Annotated in this window: 21 protein-coding genes; 12 read left to right on the top strand and 9 right to left on the bottom strand. The window is 65.3% G+C overall.

Annotated elements, in window-relative coordinates; genetic code table 11:
* Window positions 1-68: 68 nt before the first annotated feature.
* Complete coding sequence (locus AMD14_RS19955) at window positions 69-515, bottom strand: GatB/YqeY domain-containing protein (RefSeq protein ID WP_005911504.1); 447 nt, start codon at window positions 513-515, stop codon at window positions 69-71.
* A gap of 264 nt (window positions 516-779) precedes the next feature.
* The gene (rpsU, locus tag AMD14_RS19950; protein WP_002808376.1) at window positions 780-995 is read right to left on the bottom strand and encodes a 30S ribosomal protein S21; all 216 of its coding nucleotides are present in this window, start codon (window positions 993-995) and stop codon (window positions 780-782) included.
* A gap of 276 nt (window positions 996-1,271) precedes the next feature.
* Here rpsU and tsaD point away from each other — a divergent pair, with 276 nt between their 5' ends.
* From tsaD to AMD14_RS19935, 3 genes are all read left to right on the top strand, one after another.
* Complete coding sequence (tsaD, locus tag AMD14_RS19945) at window positions 1,272-2,330, top strand: tRNA (adenosine(37)-N6)-threonylcarbamoyltransferase complex transferase subunit TsaD (protein ID WP_003484605.1); 1,059 nt, start codon at window positions 1,272-1,274, stop codon at window positions 2,328-2,330.
* Between the two features lie 98 nt (window positions 2,331-2,428).
* Window positions 2,429-2,785, top strand: coding sequence for a dihydroneopterin aldolase (gene folB, locus AMD14_RS19940; RefSeq protein ID WP_003484603.1), 357 nt, complete (start codon window positions 2,429-2,431; stop codon window positions 2,783-2,785).
* A gap of 227 nt (window positions 2,786-3,012) precedes the next feature.
* Window positions 3,013-5,184, top strand: a complete 2,172-nt coding sequence (locus AMD14_RS19935) for a glycoside hydrolase family 3 N-terminal domain-containing protein (protein WP_011052578.1) — start codon at window positions 3,013-3,015, stop codon at window positions 5,182-5,184.
* A 140-nt stretch (window positions 5,185-5,324) separates the two neighbouring features.
* On the opposite strand, the gene AMD14_RS19930 is transcribed toward AMD14_RS19935, so the two are convergent.
* Complete coding sequence (locus AMD14_RS19930) at window positions 5,325-6,503, bottom strand: PQQ-dependent sugar dehydrogenase (protein WP_005911488.1); 1,179 nt, start codon at window positions 6,501-6,503, stop codon at window positions 5,325-5,327.
* Window positions 6,504-6,685: 182 nt separating this feature from the next.
* Between AMD14_RS19930 and yiaA the strand changes: the two genes are divergently transcribed.
* The gene (gene yiaA / locus AMD14_RS19925) at window positions 6,686-7,120 is read left to right on the top strand and encodes an inner membrane protein YiaA (RefSeq protein ID WP_011052577.1); all 435 of its coding nucleotides are present in this window, start codon (window positions 6,686-6,688) and stop codon (window positions 7,118-7,120) included.
* Window positions 7,121-7,175: 55 nt separating this feature from the next.
* Here yiaA and AMD14_RS19920 read toward each other — a convergent pair whose 3' ends face one another.
* From AMD14_RS19920 to AMD14_RS19895, 6 genes are all read right to left on the bottom strand, one after another.
* Complete coding sequence (locus AMD14_RS19920; RefSeq protein ID WP_005911477.1) at window positions 7,176-7,508, bottom strand: hypothetical protein; 333 nt, start codon at window positions 7,506-7,508, stop codon at window positions 7,176-7,178.
* A 175-nt stretch (window positions 7,509-7,683) separates the two neighbouring features.
* Complete coding sequence (locus AMD14_RS19915; RefSeq protein WP_011052575.1) at window positions 7,684-8,181, bottom strand: hypothetical protein; 498 nt, start codon at window positions 8,179-8,181, stop codon at window positions 7,684-7,686.
* Between the two features lie 199 nt (window positions 8,182-8,380).
* A complete protein-coding gene (locus AMD14_RS19910; RefSeq protein ID WP_011052574.1) occupies window positions 8,381-9,697 on the bottom strand; it encodes an APC family permease in 1,317 nt (438 codons plus the stop codon).
* Window positions 9,694-10,470, bottom strand: a complete 777-nt coding sequence (locus AMD14_RS19905; protein WP_015463681.1) for a L,D-transpeptidase family protein — start codon at window positions 10,468-10,470, stop codon at window positions 9,694-9,696. Before AMD14_RS19905 ends, AMD14_RS19910 begins: the two co-directional genes overlap by 4 nt.
* Before the next feature lie 260 nt (window positions 10,471-10,730).
* Window positions 10,731-11,828, bottom strand: coding sequence for a dipeptide epimerase (locus AMD14_RS19900; RefSeq protein ID WP_011052572.1), 1,098 nt, complete (start codon window positions 11,826-11,828; stop codon window positions 10,731-10,733).
* Complete coding sequence (locus AMD14_RS19895; protein ID WP_015463680.1) at window positions 11,825-13,237, bottom strand: C40 family peptidase; 1,413 nt, start codon at window positions 13,235-13,237, stop codon at window positions 11,825-11,827. The genes AMD14_RS19900 and AMD14_RS19895 overlap by 4 nt, the downstream gene beginning before the upstream one ends.
* 372 nt (window positions 13,238-13,609) lie before the next feature.
* Between AMD14_RS19895 and AMD14_RS19890 the strand changes: the two genes are divergently transcribed.
* The 8 genes from AMD14_RS19890 to AMD14_RS19855 all read left to right on the top strand — a co-directional run bounded on the left by AMD14_RS19890 (window position 13,610) and on the right by AMD14_RS19855 (window position 19,260).
* Window positions 13,610-14,416: an N-acetylmuramoyl-L-alanine amidase gene (locus AMD14_RS19890; RefSeq protein ID WP_011052570.1), complete on the top strand. Its 807-nt coding sequence runs from the start codon at window positions 13,610-13,612 to the stop codon at window positions 14,414-14,416.
* A gap of 91 nt (window positions 14,417-14,507) precedes the next feature.
* Window positions 14,508-15,254, top strand: coding sequence for a M15 family metallopeptidase (locus tag AMD14_RS19885; protein ID WP_011052569.1), 747 nt, complete (start codon window positions 14,508-14,510; stop codon window positions 15,252-15,254).
* Between the two features lie 266 nt (window positions 15,255-15,520).
* Window positions 15,521-15,718 carry a CPXCG motif-containing cysteine-rich protein gene (locus AMD14_RS19880; RefSeq protein ID WP_003484563.1) on the top strand — a complete coding sequence of 66 codons (198 nt, stop codon included), beginning with the start codon at window positions 15,521-15,523 and terminating at the stop codon, window positions 15,716-15,718.
* Between the two features lie 221 nt (window positions 15,719-15,939).
* Window positions 15,940-16,317 carry a hypothetical protein gene (locus AMD14_RS19875; protein WP_005911463.1) on the top strand — a complete coding sequence of 126 codons (378 nt, stop codon included), beginning with the start codon at window positions 15,940-15,942 and terminating at the stop codon, window positions 16,315-16,317.
* A gap of 226 nt (window positions 16,318-16,543) precedes the next feature.
* Entirely contained in the window at window positions 16,544-16,897 is a 354-nt protein-coding gene (locus tag AMD14_RS19870; protein WP_005923024.1) for an EF-hand domain-containing protein, read from the top strand.
* Window positions 16,898-17,129: 232 nt separating this feature from the next.
* On the top strand, window positions 17,130-17,531 hold the full coding sequence (locus tag AMD14_RS19865) for an EF-hand domain-containing protein (protein ID WP_029829553.1): 402 nt from the start codon (window positions 17,130-17,132) through the stop codon (window positions 17,529-17,531).
* Window positions 17,532-17,568: 37 nt separating this feature from the next.
* Window positions 17,569-18,321, top strand: a complete 753-nt coding sequence (locus tag AMD14_RS19860; protein WP_003484555.1) for an HAD family hydrolase — start codon at window positions 17,569-17,571, stop codon at window positions 18,319-18,321.
* Between the two features lie 366 nt (window positions 18,322-18,687).
* Window positions 18,688-19,260 carry a hypothetical protein gene (locus tag AMD14_RS19855; RefSeq protein WP_015463679.1) on the top strand — a complete coding sequence of 191 codons (573 nt, stop codon included), beginning with the start codon at window positions 18,688-18,690 and terminating at the stop codon, window positions 19,258-19,260.
* The last annotated feature ends 165 nt before the right edge of the window (window positions 19,261-19,425 follow it).

The following is a 19,425-nucleotide window of genomic DNA, read 5'->3' as shown; positions in this document are numbered from 1 at the left end:
GGCAGGCAGTGCCGCACTCGCCGCAGTGCCCTGGCCGTGGCCGTGGCACAGGGCGCTGCGGCGATCGATCAGCCTGCCAGCTGCTGCTTGACCAAAGTCGAGACCAGGCCCATGTCGGCCTGACCGGCCAGCTTGGGCTTGAGTGCGCCCATCAGCTTGCCGATATCCGCCGGGCTGCTTGCCCCGGTCTCGGAGATCGCGGCCCGGATGGCAGCCACGATCTCGGCTTCGCCCATCTTGGCCGGCAGATAGCGCTCGATCACCACGATCTCCTCGCGCTCGATCTGCGCCAGGTCATCGCGCGCGGCGGCTTCGAACTGGGTGACCGAGTCCTTGCGCTGCTTGACCATCTTGTCCAGCACGGCGATCACGGCGGCATCGTCCATCTCGATGCGCTCGTCCACTTCCTTCTGCTTGATGGCGGCGTTGATCAGCCGGATCACGCCCAGGCTGTGCTTGTCGCCGGACTTCATGGCGGCCTTCATGTCATCGGTGAGCTGCTGCTTCATGGACATGCGGTAACTCCTGAGTGTAGGTATCGAGTGGTGGACAAGGCGCCTAAGCGGGCTGGGTACCTCGGCCGAACGGGGGGCAGGGCGTGCGTGGAGAGATGCCTTGCAGCGCCTCGCGCCTCGCGCGGATTGCTTAATGTCTCCAGTGCAATGCCGTGTAGCGGACCAATACAAAAAGCCGGCGACGCTTGCGCGTGCCGGCTCTTGGGTTCGCTCCCGATAGGTCGCGCCTTCAGCGCAGACCCATCGGCAAGGAACCGCATTCGATCAGTACAAGCGCTGACGCTTGGTGACGTCGCGCGAGGAACGACGCAGCTGACGCTTCACGGCAGCGGCAGCCTTACGCTTACGCTCCTGGGTCGGCTTTTCATAGAACTCGCGCTTGCGGGTTTCGGCCAGCACGCCGGCCTTTTCGCAGGTGCGCTTGAAACGACGGAGCGCAAATTCGAAGGGCTCGTTCTCGCGGACTTTAACGCTGGGCATGTGTTCTCCAGAAATGGGATTTCCGTCCGGGAGCCCCGGGCGGGTGCGAGCGGACTCGCGTGACGGAATTTCCGGGTTGCCCCGGCGAGCCGCGCATTATAACGACTTGCCGACGACCTGCAAGCCCCCGGCAGAATTTGCCGGCGCGACGCGAATAAAGCATGCGCCCGGGCCATATGCGGCCGGCACGGTAGGGCGATGCAGCATCTTGCCATCGGCCGATCTGCGCAGCACAAAAGCTGCGAAAATAGCTGCATCTCCCCATGCCGAGCTGCCGTGAAAGTTCTTGGGATCGAATCATCGTGCGATGAGACCGGCGTAGCGGTCTACGACACCGAATTATCCGGCGTGCCGGCGCTGCGCGCGCATGCGGTCTACAGCCAGATCGCGCTGCATGCCGAATACGGCGGCGTGGTACCGGAGCTTGCCAGCCGCGACCATGTGCGCAAGCTGCTGCCGCTGATCCGCCAGACCCTGGGCGAGGCCGGGCTGCGCATCGACGAACTGGATGGTGTGGCCTACACCGCGGGGCCGGGGCTGGTCGGCGCATTGCTGGTCGGTGCCGGCGTGGCGCGCTCGCTGGCCTGGGCATTGGATGTGCCGGCGATCGGCGTGCACCATATGGAAGGCCACTTGCTGGCGCCGTTGATGGAAGACGACCCGCCGCAGGCGCCGTTCGTGGCCTTGCTGGTATCCGGCGGGCATACCCAACTGGTGTCGGTGAAGGCGCTGGGCAGCTACCAAGTGCTGGGCGAGACGCTGGACGATGCGGCCGGCGAAGCCTTCGACAAGACCGCCAAGATGATGGGCCTGCCGTACCCGGGCGGCCCGCAGCTGGCCGCCTTGGCCGAAACCGGCACGCCGGGGCGCTATAAGTTCGCGCGGCCGATGACCGACCGGCCCGGCCTGGATTTCAGTTTCAGTGGGCTCAAGACCCAGGTGCTGCTGGCCTGGCGGTCCAGCGACCAGTCCGACACCACCCGGGCGGACATCGCGCGCGGCTTCGAAGACGCGGTGGTGGACACCCTGGCCATCAAGTGCCTGCGCGCGCTGGACGCGGCCGGCTGCGACACCCTGGTGGTGGCCGGCGGCGTGGGCGCAAACAAGCGCCTGCGCGCGCGCCTGCAAGAGGCTGCCCAGCGCCGCGGCGGCCGGGTCTGCTTCCCGCGCCCGGCCTTGTGCACCGACAACGGCGCGATGATCGCCTTCGCCGGCGCGCTGCGGCTGCAGGCCGGTGAGCATGCGGATGCGGCGGTGCATGTGACGCCGCGGTGGGATATGGCGGCGCTGCCGCCACTGGCGGCGCAGGAATCGGGAGTGGGGAATCGGGAATAGTGAAGAGTGAAGAGTGAAGAACTCTACTCCGATCCTATCCGTACGTGCGCTGTTGTCTTTGCTCCTACCAATTCCCTATTCCCGACTCCCGATTCCCCATGGATAAAGTGTTTATTGAAGGTCTCGACATCGATGCGCTGATCGGCATCTACGATTGGGAACGGCGCATCCGGCAGACCTTGCGGTTCGATCTGGAAATGGGCTTTGACAACCGCATTCCGGCGGCCAGCGACGACATCGCCGATACGCTGAACTACAAGGCGGTGAGCAAGCGCCTGATCGAGTTCGTGCAAGCCTCGGACTTCGGGCTGGTGGAGACGCTGGCCGAGCGCTGCGCGGCGCTCGTGCTGGACGAATTCGGCGTGCACTGGCTGCGGTTGAAGCTGAGCAAGCCGGGGGCAGTGCGCGGCGCGCAGGCGGTGGGCGTGATCATCGAGCGGGAACGCGCCGCCTGATTGTCGCGAACCGCTCGCCTGGCTGGCTTATCGCTGCATGCTTGGATCCCGGAATATCGACGGTTGCGGCGGCCCAGGCGCTGCGCCGCTGCCGCTCCGGCGGGCAACATGCCGTGCAACCGGCCTCTACAAATCCCCAATCTCGAATCCCGGCCTTCAAAACTTGCCTCCCCGCAGGCGCGTCAGGCTAGAATTGACGGCCATGTAAACGTTTTCTCAAGGATCTCATGGCTGCTGATCGCATCGAAACCCTGATTGCCCGGATGACCGTCGAAGAGAAGGTCGGACAGTTGGGTGTGTTCGCCGACATGGTGCGGCCGTTCGCGCCGGACGTGAATCCCGAGGCCAACGTGCTCAATGCCGACGAGGTGTTGCAGCAGGTGCGCTTGGGTCGGGTCGGCTCGCTGTTCAATGGCGTGGGCGCCGCGCTGGGCGTGCAGATCCAGAAAGTCGCCGTGGAAGAGAGTCGCCTGGGGATCCCGGTGATCCTGGCCGCCGACGTGATCCACGGCATGCGCACGGTGTTCCCGATCCCGCTGGGCGAGGCGGCCAGTTTCGAGCCGGCGTTGGCCGAGCGCACCGCGCGCGCCACCGCGATCGAGGCCACCGCTGCCGGCCTGCACTGGACCTACGCGCCGGCCGTGGACATCGCGCGCGACCAGCGCTGGGGCCGTGGCGCCGAGGGTGCCGGCGAAGACGTGATGCTGGGCGCGGCCTTTGCCGCTGCCCGTGTGCGCGGGTTCCAGGGCAGCGACCTGACCGCCCACGATTGCCTGCTGGCCACGCCCAAGCATTTCGCCGCCTATGGCGCAGTGGCGGCAGGCATGGAATACAACACCGTCGACATTGCGCCGCAGACGCTGCGCGATGTGCATTTGCCGCCGTTCAAGGCCGCCTTCGATGCCGGCGCATTGACCGTGATGTCGTCCTTCAACGACATCAACGGCGTACCGGCCAGCGCCAACCATGAGTTGCTGACCGAGATCCTGCGCGGGGAATGGCAGTTCCCCGGCGTGGTGATTTCCGATTACACCGCCGACATGGAATTGATCGCCCATGGCTATGCCGCCGACGAGCGCGACGCGACCAAGAAGGCCTTCCTGGCCGGGTTGGACCTGAGCATGCAAAGCGGCTTTTATGCCGCGCATCTGCCGTCGCTGGTGGAAAGCGGCGAGGTGCCGATGGCCACGTTGGATGCCAGCGTGCGGCGCATCCTGCAGCTCAAAGAAGCGATCGGGCTGTTCGACAATCCGTATCGCTCGCTGGACCCGGCGCGCGAAGCCGACACCACGCATCTGCCGGCGCACGATGCGCTGTCGCGCGACGCGGCGCGGCGTTCGATCGTGCTGTTGAAAAACGAAGGCGGCGTGTTGCCTCTGAAGAAGAGCGGCCAGCGCATCGCGTTGATCGGCCCGTTCGTGCAGGACCGCGAAAACATCGAGGGCTGCTGGACCCTGTTCGGCGACAAGGAACGCTACGTGACCCTGGAGCAGGGCGTGCGTGCGGTGGTCGGCACCGAAGATCTGAGCGTGGTGGCGGGCTGCGGACTGGAAGAGGCGCTGCCGGGTGGCATTTCCGCTGCGATCGATGCGGCGCAGGCGGCCGATGTGGTGGTGCTGGCGTTGGGCGAGCCGCAGCGTTTCAGTGGCGAGGCGCAATCGCGCACCGAGATCACCTTGCCGCCGGCGCAACAGGCACTGGCTGAAGCGATTGCAGCGACCGGCACCCCGATGGTGGTGTTGTTGCGCAATGGTCGCGCGCTGGCCTTGGGTGGCGCGGTGCGCGATGCCGACGCGATTGCCGTGACCTGGTACCTGGGCACGCAGACCGGTACCGGTGTGGCCGATGTGTTGTTCGGCGACTACAACCCGTCGGCGCGTCTGCCGATCAGCTTCCCGCAGGCGACCGGGCAGCAACCTTATTTCTATAACCATCTGCGCACCGGGCGCCCGGAATTGCCGACCCTGTCCGAGTACAAGGCGCGTTGGCGCGAGATGCCAAACGAGCCGTTGTATCCGTTCGGGCATGGCTTGAGCTACACCACGTTTGCGTATGCGCAGCCGCAGTTGAGCGCGGCGCAACTCGGCTGGGATGAGGCGCTGACCATCACCACGCGCGTCAGCAACACCGGCAAGGTCGCCGGCGAGGAAGTGGTGCAGTTGTATGTGCACGATCGCGTGGCCAGTCGCGTGCGTCCGGTGCGCGAACTCAAGGGGTTTCGCAAGGTATTGCTGCAGCCCGGCGAGAGCCAGGACGTGGTGTTCACGCTGGAGCGCGATGCGCTGGCATTCACCAACCACAAGGGCGTCTTCGGTGCGGAGCCGGGTCTGTTCGATGTATGGGTGTGCGCGTCGGCCAAGAGCGGCGAGGCAGTCACCTTCGAGCTGCTGGAACGCTGATAGAAGCGCGCTTGGCACACTTGGCTACAGCACGAAGCGCCCGCTGACGTCGTGGTCAAACGCGATGACGACTGTCCAATGTCGCCATCGCCCTTGCCGGTGCAGCGCATCGGATGCACCGGCTTATGCTGCGGAATCGATCAGGCGTCGTTTTCGACCGCGGCCTTGCTCTTGGGCGTGAGTTTCAGCAGACGCCCGGTACTGCCACTGGCTTCGTCTTCCAGTAGCCAGAGCGCGCCGTCCGGGCCTTGCTCCACTTCGCGGATGCGTGCGCCCATGTCGTAACGGGCCACTTCGCGCGGCTGGTCACCCAGCGACACCTGCACCAGCGCCATCGACGACAGCCCACCGATAAAGCCATTCCCGCGCCATGTCGGGAATTGCTTGCCGCTATAGATCACAAAACCTGCCGGCGAAATCACCGGCGTCCAGCTGATCTTGGGCGCGGCGAACTCCGGGCGCGTGTTGTGATCGGGGATCGGCGTGCCGTCATAGTTGTCGCCGTTGGAGACGATCGGGTAGCCGTAGTTGGCGCCACGCTGGATCAGGTTCAACTCATCACCGCCGAGCGGCCCCATTTCGTGTTCCCACAGGCGGCCCTTGCTGTCGAAGGCCAGGCCAAGAATATTGCGATGGCCCAACGACCACACCTGCGCAGCAACGCCGCCTTGCGCAACGAACGGGTTGTCGGCCGGCACGCTGCCGTCGTCGTTGAGCCGGATCAGTTTGCCGAGGTTGGCTTTCATGTCCTGGGCAGGAGTGAACTTCTGCCGTTCGCTGGAGCTGATCCACAGCTTGCCATCGGGCCCGAACGCGAGCCGATGCCCGAAATGACCATTGCCGGTGACTTTGGGGTCCTGGCGCCAGATCACTTTCAGGTCCGAGAGCGTGCCGCCGCCGGTTGCATCCAGCGTGAGCTTGGCGCGCGCCACCGCAGCGCCGCGCGTGTCGCCTTCGCCCGGCTCGGCATAACTCAGGTAGACCAGCCCGTTCTTGGCGAAGCGCGGATGCGCCAGAACATCGCCGAAACCGCCTTGACCACCGTAGGCAACCGTCGGCACTCCGGTGACGGCGCTCTTGCGTTTGGTCTTAGTGTCCAGGCGCATCAAGGCACCGCGCTTTTCGCTGACCAGCAAGCTGCCATCGGGCAGGAAGGTCATTGCCCAGGGTTCGTCGAAATCGGCGACCGTGGTGGCCTGAAATGGCCACTGTGCTTTGGGGATGGAGGCCGCGGGGGCGGCTGCGGGCGCGGCAACTGCAGTGCCGGCAGTGAACAGGCTGGCCGAGCAGGCCAGGGCAAGCAGGCGACGGACAGACATGGGGTCCTCCTGGGGATGGGCACGGTACGCTGCAGCCCTCCCGCAACGTGTCCCGCGTCGGGTTTTCAAGTACCTTACACGACGTCGCGAGGGTCGCCCTTGTTGCAGATCACTGTCTGCAAGACGCCCGCGTCTCACATCGTCGTATGTCGTGCATCGTTCCACCATGAAAAGGAGTTTCCATGGCCACGCAAAAAACCTCGCCTGCTTTTGTCGCCGCATCCTGGGCCGCATTATTGCTGGGCGGTGCGGCGTATCTGGTGGGTTTGTGGAATGCCCAGATGTTGCTCAACGAGAAGGGCTACTACTTCACGCTATTGTTGTTCGGTTTGTTCGCCTCTGTCTCGTTGCAGAAAAGCGTACGTGACCGCGCAGATGGAATTCCGGTGACCGGCTTGTACTATGCCATCTGCTGGTTTTCGCTGAGTGTTGCGTTGGTGCTGCTGACCATCGGCTTGATCAATGCCACGCTGTTGCTGAGCGAGAAAGGATTTTACGCAATGGCCTATGCGCTGAGCCTGTTTGGTGCAGTTGCGGTACAGAAGAATACCCGCGATGCGATGGAGATCAGTGACGCATCGCGTAGTGCGCGCAGCGTGCCGCCGGCACTGGACTGATACGCTAAAGATCGCGCGATGCAACAACGCCACCTTGACGGTGGCGTTGCCGTTTTTAGCGTTTAGGCGTGTCGTCGCCAGTGACGAAATCGGCCGCGTTTTCCCAGGCGCGCTTGACTGCATGCCGCGCCTTGCTCCAACTCAGCGACGAGGTGCCGCGCTTGGCTTCCCAATCGCGATGCAACTCGGCTTCGACCTGGTCGTAAGCGCGCGCGTTGTCGCGGATACGCGCTTCATGACCTGCGAGATAAGCACCTTCGTAGTCTTCGTAGCGATCGCCTTCGGTGTAATACGGCTCTTCGGTGAAGCGTTCGCGCCAATACGTCGATACGTTCTGGCTGCGGTCTTCGTCCGGCGCCCGGCCCGGAATCTGATACGGCACGTTCATGCGCGTCTCCGTGGTGGATGTGCGCATTACCCTAGGTCGCTTGCCGTTAATTTCATTGCCATGGCAGGTGAGGAGTACATCAACGCAGCAGGTTCGACACGGCGGCGTAGACCAGGCTTTCAACGCGCGATCGCGACCGCGTTGCGCGGCATGGAGGGCGGTCTTGGATGGCGCTTCAGGTGGTCGCCGAGGCCGCTTCATACGGCAACGGGGTTGCACCGGCAGCCACCATGGCGGCCTCGGCCTCCTGCAGCGCCGGCTGCTCTGCATCGATAATCACCAGTACGCGCCCGGCCTGGATTTGCTCTTCGAACTGACGGCGTACCGGATCGGGCACCGTGGCGCCGATCAACGCCGACGACCAGCTACCGACCAGCGCGCCAGCCAGTGCCATGACGCCCGCGCCGGCCAAGGTCAGCCCGATCGGGGGTACTGCAATGGCGACCAGGCCAGCCACCAGGCCAGCCGCACCACCGGTGGCGGCGCCGCGCGCGGCAGCAGGGAGGAAGTCGGTTTTGACGTCCTTCCGTTCGTCTGGCACGTCCTGCAGCTCGATATCGGAGCGGGCGATCAACGACAGCGCATCGTTGTCGATGCCGGCACTGCGCGCGGCCTGCAGCACGCGCTGAGCGCTGTCGAGATCGGCGGCGCTGTAGACATGGCGAAGTTTCATCGCAAGCTCCCATGCAGATAGAAGCGCAGCGTTGAGTGCACGCGGTTAGGCGTGCGTGAGCGCTGCGCGAGCATGCCGCGAAATCGCAGGTCACCGCGCGGGGAGCGTCTCACTGTCCGATGCACGGGAACCTACACAAAACATGGTGTGGTGCGGGCATGCCGCTTCAAAGGCTGCTCAACAGCAGTTCGTTGTGCCCTCAGCCGCCTTCGACCCGCTTGCGCGGAAACAGATAAAACACCCAACCGACCAAAAGCGCCACGCCTGCTGCGGCCAGATTCTGCCAGCTGGCGCTGGCCAGCAGGCCCAGCGACAGCACCAAGGCGGCGATGGGGATGGCCGGTCCGCCGGGCAGGCGCAACGTGTCGGTGCGCTGCCGGTACCTGCGCGCCAGCACGATCACTGCCGCGGCGGTGCCGATGTAGGCGAACAGGCGGGTGACCATCGACAGTAACGCCAGCTGCGTAAACGATCCCGACAATGCCAATGCAAGCGACAACGCGCCCTGCGTGAGCACCGCCGCTGCGGGCGTGTGGAAGCGCGGATGCACGCGTGCCAGAAACGCAGGGCCATAGCCATCGCGCGCAAGCGCAAACAGAAAGCGCGGGCCAAGCATCACGGTGTTGCTGGTGGTGCCGAGGATGGAAATGGTGGCGCCCACGGTGAGGATCAGTGCCAACGCTTCGCCACCGAATCGGCTTGCGGCATCTGCCAGCGGCGTCGGCGAGGCCGCAAGGTTGGGCAGGGTGCCCTGCGCCACCACCTGCACCGCTGCGTAGATCAGGGTGACGGTAACGATCATGGTGATCAACGCAAATGGCACATCGCGCCGCGGGTTGCGGTATTCGCCAGCGGCTGCGGGAATGTTTTCGAAACCTGCGTAGGCGAACAGCAGCAGCAAGGCCGCTTCACCGAGATTGCCCAGGTCGCGCAGATCGGGCGCGGTGCCGGCAAACGCCCATGACCAATCGACATAGAACAGGCCGATCGCCACGAACAGCAACAACGGCACCAGCTTGCCGATCACCAGCGCGATGCCGGTACGCGCGGCCGATTTCACGCCGATCACGTTGATCGCGGTGGGCAGGCCCAGCGAGCCGACGACGACCAGCAAGCGCGCCCAGGTATCGGTGGCGGCGGTGGGCCAGAACCGCGCCACTGCGTCGGCCAGGCCATTGCTCAAGGCAGCCGCCGAACTGATGCGCGTGAGCCAGATCATCCAGCCAATCTGAAAACCGACGAACGGGCCGAATGCTTCGCGCGTGTAGAGGTAGCTGCCGCCGGGCGTATCGAAGTAGCTGCCCGCCTGCGCGTAGCACAGCACCAGCAAGGCGACCGCAAGGCCGGCCAGCATCACGGCCCACAGGCTCATCGGCCCGAGCAGCGCGGCGGTTGCGGCAGGCAGCAGGTAGATGCCGCTGCCGATGACATCGTTGATCGACAGGCCGACGATCTGCCATCGGCTGACGACGCGGACCAAGCCTGTCGCGTCCGGCGCGGGCTGCGGTGTGCTCATGGCGCGTCCCCGGTCAGTTCGGGCAATTGCCATGCAGTGTGCAGGTGCGCGTATTCGGCGCGTGGCAGCAGCACGAACAGCGGGTGATCGTCCGGCTTCAGCCAGGCGAGCAAGCGTTGCATGTCGGCCGCTGCCATCGCGGTGCAGCCGGCGGTGAACTGGCCCGGGGTACGCCACACGTGCGCGAAGATGCAGCTGCCGCGTCCGGCAACGGCCCTGGGGTTGTGCGCGATGACGAAGCCCTCGCTGTAACGCGCATCGCCTGCGTGGCGCAGATCCAGGCGCATCGGCTCGGTCGAGCCGGCAACGGCCGCCTCGCCCACTTGCGCGGCATCGACGATGCGGTTGTACAGCGGCGAGCTGGGCACATCCATGCAGTAATGGGTAGCGCTCATCGCCTGGTACGGCATCGCGCTGTCGATCTTCGACGCATAGCCGAACGCCGGGCCAATGGCGAAGACGCCGGCAGGGCTGCGGCCATCGCCTTCGCGCTTTTGCGGGCCTTGCATCTGCGCAGGATGCAGGCCCTCGCCCCAGGCACTGCCATGCCGCCCGAGCGCGACGGCGAAGCTCTGGGCAGCCGGTTGCCATTTGCCATCCACACGGGTGAAGGTGCGCAGACGCGCCTGGGTGCTGTCCCAGTCTGCGGTGGTCACCACGATCAACGTGCGTGCATGGTTCAACGCATCGATCGGGCTGGCCGCGATGGCAAGACTGCTACAGCTTGTCAGCACCAGCAGCACAAAGGATCGAAACACGATGGCAAGGCGCATGCAGGCTCCGGGCAATGGTCGAGCGGGATGAGTCTAAAGGCGAGACACGGTTGTCTGGAAACGGCGCGCTACGGTGGTGCGTGACCGACGCCGCGTTGTCGCTACTGTACTCAGCAATGCTGTTGCGTGGTGCATGTGCGTGCCGCGCACCAGACAGGCGCGTCCCTTGCTCGGAATCGGCGAGTAACGCTGGTCAAACCAACGTTACAGCGCGGTCTGCCTCCACTTGGGGGGCTGTTCGCCGCCCGCGTCGGCCGCTCTCACGCCGGCAACAGCTCCAGCCCACGAATGCGGCGGATGCCCAGTCCCGGCGAATCGTCGATGTGGATCTGTGCCTCGTCGAACCGCACGCCGCCCTCGGTGGGGTCGAACTGCCCAAGCGCGGGCGCATCCAGATCGGCCAGGGTGATGCTGTCGGCCTTGGCCACCGCCAGATGCACCGCGGCGGCCACGCTGATGCTGGATTCGATCATGCAGCCGATCATGCATGGCAACCCGTACAACCCGGCGATGTCGGCGATGCGGATGGCATTGGACAGCCCGCCGGTCTTCATCAGTTTGATGTTGATGATGTCGGCGGCGCGACGCTGAATCAGCGCGATCACCTGCATGGGCGAGAAGACGCTCTCGTCGGCCATCACCGGCGTGTCGATGCGTGCGGTGACGAAGGCGAGCCCGTCGAGGTCGGCGGCCTTGACCGGCTGCTCCAGCAGCCCCAGCGCGATGCCGCCATCTTCCAGCGTACGCATGGTGCGCACCGCTTGTTTGGGCGTCCAGCCTTGATTGGCATCCAGCCGCAGCGATGCGCGCCCAGCGACTGCGGCATGAATTGCCGTGACGCGTTCGACATCCGACTCGATGTCCTTGCCGACCTTGATCTTCAGTGCGCGATAGCCGTGCGCGAGCGCCGCTTGCGCCTGCGCCACCATGGTGTCGATGGTATCGGCGCTGATGGTGATGTCGGTCGTGACGCGCGGCGTGCCGCCACCGAGCAACTGGTACAGCGGCGCACCAAAACCCTGCGCCCACAGATCGTACAGTGCGATTTCCACCGCGGCCTTGGCGCTGGTGTTGCGTTCGAGCGCGTGTTGAACGAGCCCGCATAGCCGGTTGAGATCGGCTACGTCCTGTCCGATCAGCTTGGGGCCGATGCAGTGTTCGATCGCGGCAACGATGCTGCCATGGGTATCGCCGGTGATGGGTGCGGTGGCGGGCGCGGCGCCGTACCCGATGTGGCCGCTGTCGGTCTGCAACAGCACCACCACGTCCTCGATTGCCTGCACCGTGCGCACGGCCGTCTTGAACGGTGTTTTCAGGGGCACGCGCACCATGCCAAGCCGGAAGCCGGTGATCTTCATAATGTGCCCGTTGGAAAAACCCTTTGAATGCGGGTGATGTGGTCGATGAATGCAGTGCCATCGCTGGCGAGCAAGGGCAGCAATGGGGTGACCGACACACCATTCAAACGCGCGCGCTGCACGCTGCCATCGGCCGCGCGGTAACTGGCCCCGGCCACATCATGGATCACCCATGGCGCACCATCTGCATGTCCGATCACCAGCATCACATGGGCTGGAATGTAGACCAGATCGCCAACCTGCAGCTGTGCGAGCTGTTGCAGGCGTTGCGCCAACGGTGCGCCAGCGTCGAACGCGACACTGTGCAGCACCGTGCTGCGCGCCTGGTCGCCGGTATTGCGAGGCAGTGCGAGGCCGAGGCTGCGATAGACATCCAGCACGAAGCCGCTGCAATCGCGCGCATCGTAATCGTTGCCCCAGCCATAGCGTTCGCCAAGGAATTTGAAGGCCTGCCGGAGCAGTGCGGCGTCGGTGGCGGGCAAGGCGCCGATGCGCACATCGGCGCCGCGCGGCATCAATGCCGGCACCAGCTGCAGACGCCCATCTGCACTGCGCAGTGGCAGTTGCACCACGTAGGCCGCTAGCGGCAACTGTCCGTTGACTGGCTGCTGCGGCGACCAGTCGCCGAGCAAGGGCAGGCTGGTGCCCATATCCAGCGTCAGTGCAGAAATCGCCGGACTTTCGGGCGTGTAGGCGGTCTGCGCGCGGGCTGCGGTAACGATCAGGCGCGGGCCGCGTTGTGCGTAATTCAGCACCTCGGTGCGGCTGCCTTCGGCAAGCTGCGTGCTTGCGATCCAGGCAGCGTAATTGGCGGCGACCACGAACTTCCACGCCCCATCGGCGCTGCTGTGCAGGATCGCCACCGGCGTGCCGGGATACAGCGCCGATTCCTGGAAGCGGTCGATATCGCGGTCGTCGGTACTGGTAAACACACGCTGCGCGGTGGGGAAGGTCCGCAATGCTCCACGTGCGACGACCAGCGCAAAGTGCAGTGGCACCTGTGCGGGTATCGCATCCAATGCCAAGGCCTTGCGCAATGGCGCCAAGCGTGCGGTATCCAGAAGCCGCCCATCTGCGTCGTAGAGCGGCCGCGTCGGTATTGCCGATAACGCGTCGATGCGCGCTCTCACATCGGTTGCGGGCAGTGTCCGGGGAAGCTGCGCGATGTCGTGCATCGATGCATCGTCGCGCAGCAGGCGTGCATTGACGTCAGCGATCTGCGCGGGATTGATCCGCGGCAGCTGCGCGTTGCGGCTGCGCCGGATCCAATACTCCGGGGTGAGCTGCGCATCGCTGACGACGAAGGGCGATGCTTGCGCAACCGGCGTGGCAGCAAGCGCGGGGGCGGCACCGTAGGGCAAGGCGAGCGCGGTCAGCAGCAACATCAGCAGGTGGCGCGACAGTGGCATGCAGGGCTCAGGAGGAAGGCAGCCGCTGGCGAGCTGCGAGGCAAGGCCGATAGTGGCATGCGGCGCAGGGCGTATCCATAGGTCCTGGCTGCGTAGCGACCACTGCCGGCAATGGACATTCGGGGGCGCGTTGGTAGCGGAGCGTGCAGCAAGTGAGTGAGGCTCTTTGCCGCAGCCGTGGACGCGCGAGTGGCCGTTACTGCCGTCACCGCAATGGCGATGCTTGCCAAGATGCGAGACACCGCCTACGCCCGACGACGGCAGCGCGCAGGGCACCGCGCTGCCGACGCTCCCACCTGCAGACGGCCGCGCAAGCACAACTCGGCGGATAATGCGACGGCGCAGGTCGTCCGGCCTTCCCAGGAGCAATCCATGCTGCCCAGCTGTCCTCTCTCGTCACCGGCCTGGCTGCGTACTGCCGTTTGCCTGGTCGCGCTGTCGCTGGGTGCCTGTGCGCACGCACCGCAGCGCAATCCGCTGGCGCAGTGGGTGCCATCGCCCAATTACGACACGCGGCGACCGATCCTGATCGTGTTGCACTTCACCGACCAGCATTCAGTCCGGCAAAGCCTGAGTACCCTGCGCGGCCGCAACAGCGGTGGTCGCGTCAGTGCGCACTACCTGATCGGCGAAGACGGGCAGCGCTACCAATTGGTCAGCGATGGGCAGCGCGCCTGGCACGGCGGGGCCGGTCGCTGGGGCACCATCACCGACATCAATTCGGCCTCGATCGGCATCGAACTGGACAACGACGGCAGCGAGCCGTTCGCGCCGGCGCAGATCGACAGCCTGCTGGTGTTGCTGGACGATCTGTGTCAACGCCTGCGTATCCCCCGCACGCAGATCGTTGGCCACGAAGACGTGGCCCCGACGCGCAAGAACGACCCTGGCCCGCTCTTCCCCTGGAAGCGCCTGGCCGACGCCGGTTTCGGCCGCTGGCCCGCTGCGGACGCGCCCGCAGCCCCGGAAGATTTCGACCCATGGCAGGCGCTTGCCCTGATCGGCTACAGCATCGACGATCCCGCCGCCGCCCTGCAGGCGTTTCACCACCACTATCGCGGCACCAGCGCCACCACCCTGGATGCCGAAGACCTGCGCATCCTGTCTGCGTTGACCAACCACGCGAGACCTTCCAGCCTGCGGCCGGCGCTTGAGCCAACTGAAGGCGACAACCGCTAGGCCCACAGGGATCGCGCCATGCTGTAGGCGGTGGCGAAAGACGCGCGGCTTGATCTGCCGCGCAAACGCGGCATCTTGCAAGGGAACGGACATGACGGACAACCTGCTGTTTCGGAATGGGCGCTGCTGGCGGCAATGTGTTGTGCAACGCGTTTTGCTGATGAGCGCCGTGGCGCCATTTGCACTGGTCGCCGGCGAGGTGCATGTGTCCTCGGCAAGGACCGCTGCAGAGGCCGGCCTTGTGGACGTGCACGCCCTTGCGCCGGACATCGCCTTGGACATGCGGTATGCAAGCAGCAACAACTTCACCGGACGGGTGGTGCCGGGGTATGACGCGCCGCGGTGTTACCTGTTGCGGCCGGCTGCCGACGCATTGGCACGGGTGGCGCAGACGCTCAAGGCCGACGGCTATCGGCTACAGGTGTTCGATTGCTATCGGCCGGTGCGGTCGGTGAACGCGTTCGTCACCTGGGCTGCGGATCTGCAGGATCAGGCGACCAAGCCGCAGTACTACCCGCGGGTGGCCAAGCGCGCACTGCTGGGCGATTACATTGCGCCCACCTCCGGGCACAGCCGTGGCGCGACGCTGGACCTGGGCTTGCTGGAGTGCCGGCCGGCCGGGTGCCGTGCAGTGGACATGGGCACAGGATTCGATTTCTTCGATGCGCGGGCGCACACCGACGCGCCCGACATCAGCGCAGCGCAACGCGCGCACCGCCAGCGCCTGTTGCGAGCGATGGCGGCCGAAGGATTTGCCAACTATCCGATGGAATGGTGGCATTTCACGTTTCGTCCCGAGCCCACGCCCGAGACGGCCTACGATGTTCCGGTGGACTGACAGCGGTCGGGCAACACGCTCTTCGTCGCTGATCGATCCGGTGCTGCTCGCGATCGGTTGGCCGCTTGCAAGACGCGTGGATGCGACACGCAAGCAGCTAGTGTGGATGCAGTGCATCGTGTCGACGTCGGGCGCTCGCTCGCCTCACCAGCAACGGCGCAAGCATCAGCGCAGGGCCAGTCGTACACTCCGATGCCCGCCAGCAGCACCGGCCGGCGTCGCCCGCCACGTCCGGTCACTCGCCTCGACAGATCCAAGGAACCGCCATGTCCGACCCGGAACGCTTTGTCGATATCGCCTGCCCGTACTGCGGGGAGTGGATCACGCTGGCGCTGGATCTGACGGGCGGCGACCAGCATTACATCGAAGATTGCCAGGTCTGCTGCAAGCCGATTGCGGTGAGCGTGCGCTGGGACGAAGAAGGCGAAGCGCAGGTGAGTGCGCGCGGTCAGGACGACGCCTGAGCCATTGTGCGGGCCGCCGCATCTGACCTGCCTGTGGTTGCGATGCGCGACAGTAGCGCCCGACAGCGTCCGGATGCCGGCAATCGCCTGCCATCTGCAGGTCGCCACGGCTGCCACCGGCATGGCAGCCTCCAGTTCGTTCAGGGCGCCTGCATCGTGAGGCGCGCGGATCCAGGCGCTGCAGCCGCTAGACTGGTGCGCCTGCTGCCTGGATCGTCACAATGAATTTGCCCCTGCATTTCGGCCTGCTCGGTTCACTGGAGGCCGGGCTGATTGCGCTCATCCTGGGCGTAGTGGTCTTTGCGGCGGTGGAGCGGGGCGGGCGGCGGTTGCAGTTCAACCATGGGCACACGCTGGGCATTGCGTGTCTGCTGGCCGTGGCCATCGGTGCCGGATACGACATCTGGCATCTCGTTTACACCAGCATCGTGCGACTGGAATCGCCGCTGTATGCGCGCCTGGCGCTGGCCAGGATCCACGACCCCAACGAACTGGGCTCGCGCGTGGTGCTGGAAGTGGCCGGCGCGCTCGCGGGCGTGGTGCTGGGTTGGAAACTGTTCAGTTCCGGGGGCTGGGAAAACGACCCGCCAAGTGCCTGAGCGTGCGGCATAAAGTGCGGGGCAGGTCGCACATTTTCATGCATTGAATGAGGTGCTTCGGTTTGACTCACTCGTGCCTAACAGGCGGTTAGCCGCAAACATTCAGGCTGTGGTTAAAAGACTGTTTTGCGCGAAATTGCGCCGGGTTGGGCGTTCATTTGCGATGGGTAGGGTGGTGCCATGTGCGGCGACACCGCGCATTCCCAAGCATAAGGAGACCACCCTAATGAAGAATCGCAACCGCACCTCGCTGCTCGCCGCTACCGCCGCTCTTGCTGCCGCCTTGGCGCTGCCGGCGATGGCGCAAAGCACCTCTCAGGACGCCGCGGCGCAGTCGGGCAGTTCGGCCACCGCGGCACAGTCGAGCGGTGCAAGCTCCGGTGGCGGCCAGACCTGGGCCAGCGTGGATACCGATAGCGATGGCGCCATCAGCAAGCAGGAAGCGCAGGTCAACGCCGGCCTTGCGCAGATCTTCGATCAGGCCGACGGCAACACCGATGGCAAGCTGACCCCGGATGAGTACAAGGCGTTCGTCGCCAAGCAGCAGGGTGGCGGTGCCACCGGTTCGCAGGGCAACTAAGCAAGGCTCAGGCACCTTTGAGGTTTTGAGAGTGACGCATGCAGAGCGCTGGCATACAGCCCCGTCAGCGCTCTGCGACAAGCACTCACCAGCATTAGCAACAGGATGGACACGCGGGAGCGATCTGCCAGGGTCGCTCCCGTTTTGTTGACGTCTGCCGCGTTAGGGTGAGCCGTTCCACGTCGGGCGCTCATCCATCATGTTGCACTTACGTCTTGCACTTCTGCTCGGGTTGGCGAACCCCGTGTCTGCGCTCGCCGCGCCGCCGGAGCTGCCACGCGCCACCCCGACGGCGTCGGTGCCGGCGAGCGCTGGCAACACCACACCGGCGATGTCGCCGTTGCCGATCGATCCGCCGGCTCCGGCCACCACGCCCTTGCTGCCGACGGCACCCGGGCCCGCCAGGTCCACGAGCGGTGCCGAGGCGTCCGCTGCCGTCGTCGGCAGCCTGGCACCGCGCAGTTTCCGTAGCCTGGATACAGACGCCGACGGATCGCTGACGCTGGCCGAAGCAAGCGCCGACCCGGTGTTGCGCGAAAACTTCTCCAGCTTCGACAGCAACGGCGACGGGCGCCTGTCGCGCGAGGAATTCGCCAGCTATCAGCCTGGCCCGGGCGATGCCGCAGGCGATTGAGCACGGCGCCATACCGGTGCGCTGCTAAACTTGCCCCATGAGCTCACTTGCACAGCGCGACGGCCAGGCGATCCAACTGGTCGGCTTCGATGGCGACGATACCCTCTGGAAAAGCGAGGACTATTACCGCACTGCCGAAGCGGATTTCGAAGCGATCCTGGCCGGGTACCTGGATCTGGGCGACAGCCGCATGCAGCAGCATCTGCTGGCGGTGGAGCGGCGCAACCTCAAGGTCTTCGGGTATGGCGCCAAGGGCATGACGCTGTCGATGATCGAAACCGCGATCGAACTGACCCAGGCGCGCATTGCCGCGCACGATATCCAGCGCATCGTCGAGATCGGCCGTGCCACGCTGCAGCATCCGGTGGAAGTGATTGCCGGCGTACGCGAGGCAGTCGGTGCGATTGCCGCCGATTATCAGGTGGTGCTGATCACCAAGGGCGACCTGTTTCACCAGGAGCAGAAGATCGAGCAATCTGGCCTGGCCGATCTGTTCCCGCGCGTGGAAGTGGTGTCCGAAAAGGATCCCCGGACCTATGCGCGCGTGCTCGGCGAATTCGGTTTGCCGGCGCAGCAGTTTGCAATGATCGGCAATTCGCTGCGTTCGGATGTGGAACCGGTGCTGGCCATCGGGGGTTGGGGCATTTACACCCCGTACGCAGTGACCTGGGCGCACGAACAGGAGCACGGTGTCGCTGCCGACGAACCGCGCATGCGCGAAGTGCCCGACGCCGCCGGCTGGCCGGCAGCGGTGCAGGCGCTGGAAGCGTTGGCGCGGCGGCAGGGCTAGAGCGTGTCATGTACGTTGAGGTGAGTGCGAAGCGTCCTGTGGCGCGTCGAGACAAGGCGTGCGCTGCGGCCCAGGCTGGCCCGCCTGGGCAGGGCGCGCAACGCGGTCTCGGCGCGCCACAGTGCGCTTCCCGGAGGGTTGGCGGCCAGCGGCACGGAGCGGGCGCGGCCCAGCACCCGCTCCGTACCGCTGGCGGCCAACGCATTTCATCTCAACGTGCATGACACGCTCTAAGCTGTGCCGGGGCGCCGCGGGCTGGCGACACGGATCTGGCTCGATGCGTCACATGCGGGCGCTGCATGGCGCCCAACGACAGGATGTTTACGGCCGTGCATGTGTGCATGGCCGAGCTTGGAGCGAGTGCCGATGACCATGTTGTCCATGACCCAGCGCGCCAGCCTGGCCTTGTTGCTCTTGCTGCTGATCGGTGCCGTGCCACTGGCCGCCGCCGAGCTGGAAGAAGAAATCATCCATCCGAGCGAAGTCATCTTTCGCAACGGGCAGCCTTACTACGACGACGGTGGCGACTACATCCGCCTGCAGACCCGTCAGGTGGATGGCGAGCCGGTGTATTTTCGCACCGTGCGCTTCGATCGCGAGCAGGGCTACGTGGATGCGCAGGGCGAGAGTGTCGCCAGGTTGCAGGCTCGACCGAGCGATCGCGATCGCGGCGCCGGGTTTGTCGGCGCCGGGTACGACGAGCGGTATGTGGGCGATGGCGGATATCGGGCTGTTGGTGGCCCACTTCGCCTTGGCGCTTCGCGCAATCGCCCCTACGGCCAGATTTACTATGGAAATGGTCTCTATGGTCCGGATCCGTACAGCAGTCCGCACAACCGCGACGCGCGCCAGCGTGACATCGGTCCTGGCTACATCGGCTCCTGCGATCTGAGCGGTTGCCACGAGGTCCACCAGTTCGGGTTTTACGACCTGCGTTAGGAGTCAGGGGATGGCCCGCGCCATCCACCGGACGTATCGTGCGGCATCGCCGTGCAGCTCGCAGTGTCCGATCTTTCCCCTAACCTTCGATTGCGCGCCGTTGCCGATCAGCACCGCAAGGGCTGGTCGGAATCAGAGCGCACTGGGCCGCTGCGGCCTACGCGC

Source organism: Xanthomonas citri pv. citri (assembly GCF_000961215.1).
Lineage (GTDB): Bacteria > Pseudomonadota > Gammaproteobacteria > Xanthomonadales > Xanthomonadaceae > Xanthomonas > Xanthomonas cissicola.
The sequence above is the reverse complement of the archived record's forward strand: the minus strand, read 5'-3'. Positions and strand labels throughout refer to the sequence as shown.